The following is a 5122-nucleotide window of genomic DNA, read 5'->3' as shown; positions in this document are numbered from 1 at the left end:
GTAGTGAGGGTGTTGCACACATGTCTGATCCTTCAGAAATTTTGATCCTTATAAATCAATCGTCTCCTGAAGGCTATTTCTGTTGCAACCCCTCACTTTTCATCAGCCAACCTGTAAAAGCCCCACATTTCTCCCCTTATGAAAGAGATGCTCTTGGAAGCGATAAGACGCCCAAGTCTCTTTGATCCTGACAGTGAGGATGAGCGCTTTTTCGAGGTGATGGTGGAACAGATTCATCGCCTGGAGTCAGATTCTTTCTCAGTACCGGTCTCTGAGCATCCTGCTTTGATACAGGTATTACGCCAGCTGGCTGAGAAGCCTGAGTCTGTTCTGAGTCTTGAGGACTGGGCAGAAAAAGTTAATGTCAGTGGTCGTACACTGAGCCGAATGTTCAAAGCAGAAACAGGTATGTCATTTGTTCAGTATCGACAGCAAGTTCGATTGTGCAGTGCTCTCAGATATCTGGCTCAGGGTCGATCGGTTGCGAATGTGGCTATGGATGTGGGATTTACCAGTCAGAGTGCTTTCATCCGACTGTTCAGGCAGACATTCGGAAAAACACCGGGGGAATATTTTAAATGAATCGGGCAGAGTCTTTACTCTGCCCGATTCCAAACCTCAGCTACTTTCTTTGGAGAGTTCAGAAATTTCTTTCAGACGCTCCAGAACTTTGTAATTGATGGAGTCTTTGGTGTACTGACCACGACTGTTCAGGGAGCCTGGCTTGCAACCTGTCAAAAGTTCCATGGCTTCGTCAGCATGATGAACCGCGTAGACACTGAACTTGCCAGCTTTAACGGCGTCCACCACTTTCTGGTGCAGCATCAGGTTTCGAAGGTTCGTGGCAGGGATAATGACTCCCTGATCACCGGTCAGTCCACGGGCATTACAAAGATCAAAGAAGCCTTCAATCTTTTCGTTGACTCCACCAATGGCCTGAACTTCTCCGTGCTGGTTCATTGAGCCAGTCACTGCAAAGCCCTGTTTGATGGGGGTGCTGGTCAAAGCGGACATCAGACAGCAAAGTTCTGCAAGGGTGGCACTGTCACCATCAATGTATCCGTAGGATTGCTCCATGGTCAGACTGGCAGAAATGGCCAAAGGAAACTTCTGAGCATATTTGCTGCCCAAGTATCCTGTCAGGATCATGACGCCTTTGGAGTGAATGGCCTGACCCAGTGCGACTTCCCGCTCAATATCGACAATGCCTTGTGACCCAGGGTAGACAGCAGCAGTGATTCTGGCTGCAGAACCGAAGCTGGTATCACCAATAGCCATGACAGTAAGGCCATTGATTTTGCCAACTTTTTCTCCTTCGGTATCAATCAGGATACTGCCTTCGATCATTTCGTCCAGAATCTGCTGACTGACCCGTCCTGTCCGTTCTGACTTGGCAGCCAGTGCCCGATCAATATGCTCGTTATTGATCTTGCGGCCACGGCTCATACGACGAATAAAGTCTGCTTCTGCCAGTAGGTCAAACAGGTCTCCGATTTTGGCAGACATTTCACCCTGGTGTTCAGCCATTCTGGAGCTGTGCTCAACCAGTCGGGCAACCGCCGCCGCAGTCAGAGCTGGATAGTTTTCATCATCGGCACGGTTTTTTAATAACTGGGCAAAGGCGTGAACCGACTCTTTGTCCCGGATAATCCGGTCATCGAAGTCAACCAGGACTCTGAACATTTCATGGAAATCAGGGTCAAGCTGCTGTAACAGGTAATAAATGTCCCTGGAGCCAACAAGAAGAATCTTGATGTTCAGAGGGATGGATTCCGGGTTCAGGGTGGTTGTGTTGAGCAGGCCCATTTCAGAGTAAGGTGACTCAATAGTCAGTTCTTTCTCTTTCAGTGCCCGTTTCAGGGCTTCCCATACAAACGGCTCTTCCAGCAGTTTGTTGGCATCCAATAATAGATAGCCGCCATTAGCTTTGTGCAGTGAACCAGGGCAAATCTGTCGGTAGTTGGTGATCAGAGCGCCCATCTCACTGGCGTACTCAATTCGACCAAAGAGATTTTTGTAATTGGGGTGAGACTCATACACGACAGGAGCTGCACCGCTTGCAGAGTGACCTATTAATAGATTAGGTGCATAGAGCTCGACCAGGGATTGACGTTTGGTCGAATCATCCTTGGATTCCATGTTGCGGTCATCAGCAAGAATATCGATAACAGTTCGATGAAGGTGATTCTTGACCGCTTCAAAATAGTCCAGCACTGATGTCTGATTGCTGTACTCTTTTTTCAGCGGTTTGAGCAGAGGCTCCAGGGCCTGGTCAATGGTTTCCTGGTTGAGCTTTTGCAGTTTTTCATTGGACTCTCGCTTCCATTGGGGGAGCTCGACCAGTGAGTCGTTCAACAAGGATTCCAGCTCACTGATGTCTTTGTTGAACTTGGACCGTCTTTTATCCGGGAGTTGAGCAAACTCTGTTTCGTCCATGGCTTTTCCCTCGTTCATGGGAGTAAAGCTCAGGGAACCGGCTTCACGAAACAGGGCAATATCCCGCTTGAGTGCTTCCTGCTCAATTTGATCAATGGCGTGGTCATAGCTTCGGTTGAAGTCACGCTCAATGACGCTTTTCTTTTGCTGGTACGTTGGATTTTCAAACGCTGCCGGGAAGGTCAGCATGAGACTATCAATAAATTTATCAAAATCTTTTTGCAAAGGTTCACCTGTTCCAGCAGGTAGAGTCAGAACCTTTGGCTCGCGGGTATTGTCAAAATTATTGATATAAATCCAGTCATCCGGCGGAGTTTGGCGCTTGGCTTCAGATTCCAGGTATTTTCTTAAATAGGACATCCTGCCTGTGCCAGATTCCCCCATCACGTAGATGTTGTAACCTGTGCGGTGCATGGCGACACCGAACTGAATAGCACTGGTCGCTCTCTCCTGGCCAAGAATGCCTACATAGTTTTCAAGATCCTCAGTGGACTTGAACCCAAGCTCTTTGACCGGCTGTTTCGCAATAAGTTGACTGGTTGAAAGTTTAAGCTTTTTCACTAAGGCCTGCCGTTAACTAACGAGTTCTCTGGGTTATGTATACGTTGCAGGACGCTGAAATGATTAACACAGAACGTCTCTGCTTTTATAGATTGTTAACCTGCCGGAAAAGTAACGGTTGGCCGACAGGCTGTCAGGTTATCAGTCTCTACGGATAACCCGTATGAATAGCATAATGCTTTTCTCCGCCTACTGTCATGAATTCTATTGCTAAAGACCGGCTAGATGTTAAAAGCTCGTTTTTTTCTGGCCCCTGTTACAAGAACTTGCTTCTCATTTTCCGAAGAATAGCGTTAACCTAAATGATGAGATGTTCAGTGCCGATAGTTGAAGTAGCGTCCAGTAAAAGTGTCCGATTGCTTCATATTGGAAAGTAGTACCTTTGTATTAGGTTTTTTGAGTATGCATCTTTTCGAAGACCCTCTGCGATTACCAGGGAATTGAGGTCATCATGGTGAGATTTCTGTCATACCTGCTATCAGCTTTTTTTATTTTTTCGCTTCATAGTGCTCAGGCTTCACCGCCACTGGTCAAGGAACTACAGAAACTGGTGGGCAGTTTACCTCCGGGCAGTGTTTATTCTATTCAAGTAAGAGACCCGGCCAGTGGTGAGGTTGTTTTTGAACAAGGTGCTCATCTGAATCTGGTGCCTGCCAGTGTTCTGAAAGTGATGACGGCCACTCTGGCCTATGAAGCTCTGGGTGATGAGTTTCAGTACAGGACCCGTATGGTGGCTCAAGACAGGCCTGTCCGAAAAGGTGTCGTCAAAGGGCCTGTAGCTCTGGTGTTCAGTGGCGATCCTTCGCTGAGAAGAGAGCATCTGGATGGGATGGTCACACAGTTGAAAAAGCGGGGGGTCAAATCCATCCATGGCGATCTCTGGCTGGATGGCGAAGTGTTTTCAGGATATGACAGAGCTGGAGGCGTCAGCTGGGATGACCTCAATATCTGTTTTGCTGCTCCGGCAGCAGCCATGATTCTGGATCGAAACTGCTTTTATGGCTGGTTGAAGCCTGGCAAAAAAGAAGGCTCCAGAACAACGATTAAATACGATCAATCTGACTGGTTTCTAGCGGTTGATAATCAGGTTCGCTCCAGCTCAGAGAAGGATTGCCGTCTGGAAATCCGTCCGTCAACGGATCATGAGTACCGCATACAGGGCTGTATCAGCCCAAGATCTCGCCCTGTCCGTCTGGCTTTTTCTGTGAATGATGTAGAAAGAGCGGTTAAGCGCTACATGAAAAACCAGCTGCGCAAAAATGGTATTCAGTTAAAAGGAAGAGTGATTGTGGGTCGGCCTGAGCTGGAGATGCCATTTATTCTGGCTGAACATCGGTCCGAATTTCTGCCTCAGTTGCTGAAGCCGGTTTTGAATGATTCCGACAACCTTTATTCTGACAGCATTCTGAAAACAGTGGGTTATGCCACTTCCGGAAAGCCAGGATCATACGCTACAGGTATTGAAACAGCTCGGGAAGTTCTGGGTGGCAAAGGTGTGGGCTTTGGATCCAGCAGGCTGGTAGATGGGTCAGGGCTTTCCCGCTACAACTTTATCAGCGCTTCAACACTGGTTGATGTTCTGATGTTTGGCTGGTCCCAATGGGGAGAAGCCAGTCCCTGGCTGGGAGGGCGAGATCGTAAGGAGAAGTGGCTTAAAACCGGTTATATGAGTGGTGTCAGCAGCATGGCAGGGTATGTATTCCAGTCAAATGGCCGCCCCTTGGTTTTCGCTGTTATCCTGAATGGTTTAATGCCCCCTTTACCCGCCAGTCGTGCAGAAATGAAGGCGTTTCGCAAAGACATCAAAAGCTTTCATCGCTCTTTTCTAAAGGCTCTTTCCAAAGGAGGGAAGGTGTAAATAACCTTCCTTTTTCAATGACGCCGTTGTCTTTATTGATTGGTCAGTCTCCGGGTGGTTATTTCTACCCGGAACGGCGTCTATGCCCTCTAAATTGGCACGGCTGATTTGTAATACTACGAAAGGCTTCTATATTCCTGTTCTAGGAGCCTGTCGGACTTACCACTGACCTACTGCGAAAAAGCCGGATTTGGCCATTTTTTATGATTCTTTTCGTTGAATAGCTCGCTATTCGCCTCAAATAATCATAAAAACTGTCTCAAACCG

General features: G+C 47.7%; 3 protein-coding genes. 2 read left to right on the top strand and 1 reads right to left on the bottom strand.

The genetic code is table 11. The annotated features are described in order from the left end of the window. Positions 1-153 precede the first annotated feature (153 nt). Positions 154-582: a helix-turn-helix transcriptional regulator gene (locus ACR2PX_RS06120; protein ID WP_433998476.1), complete on the top strand. Its 429-nt coding sequence runs from the start codon at positions 154-156 to the stop codon at positions 580-582. 36 nt (positions 583-618) lie between these two features. Here the strand turns inward: ACR2PX_RS06120 and ACR2PX_RS06115 are convergent, their stop codons facing one another. Continuing rightward, positions 619-2997, bottom strand: a complete 2379-nt coding sequence (locus ACR2PX_RS06115) for a Lon protease family protein (RefSeq protein ID WP_433998475.1) — start codon at positions 2995-2997, stop codon at positions 619-621. Positions 2998-3448: 451 nt separating this feature from the next. On the opposite strand from ACR2PX_RS06115, the gene dacB reads away from it, so the two are divergent. Next, positions 3449-4855 carry a D-alanyl-D-alanine carboxypeptidase/D-alanyl-D-alanine endopeptidase gene (gene dacB / locus ACR2PX_RS06110; RefSeq protein WP_433998474.1) on the top strand — a complete coding sequence of 469 codons (1407 nt, stop codon included), beginning with the start codon at positions 3449-3451 and terminating at the stop codon, positions 4853-4855. Positions 4856-5122 lie beyond the last annotated feature (267 nt).

The organism is Endozoicomonas sp., from assembly GCF_051008435.1.
GTDB lineage: Bacteria > Pseudomonadota > Gammaproteobacteria > Pseudomonadales > Endozoicomonadaceae > Endozoicomonas_A.
The sequence above is the reverse complement of the archived record's forward strand: the minus strand, read 5'-3'. Positions and strand labels throughout refer to the sequence as shown.

Coding starts and splice junctions, on each gene's coding strand:
- dacB (WP_433998474.1), top strand. CDS start 3,449: ATGGTGAGATTTCTGTCATACCTGCTATCAGCTTTTTTTATTTTTTCG.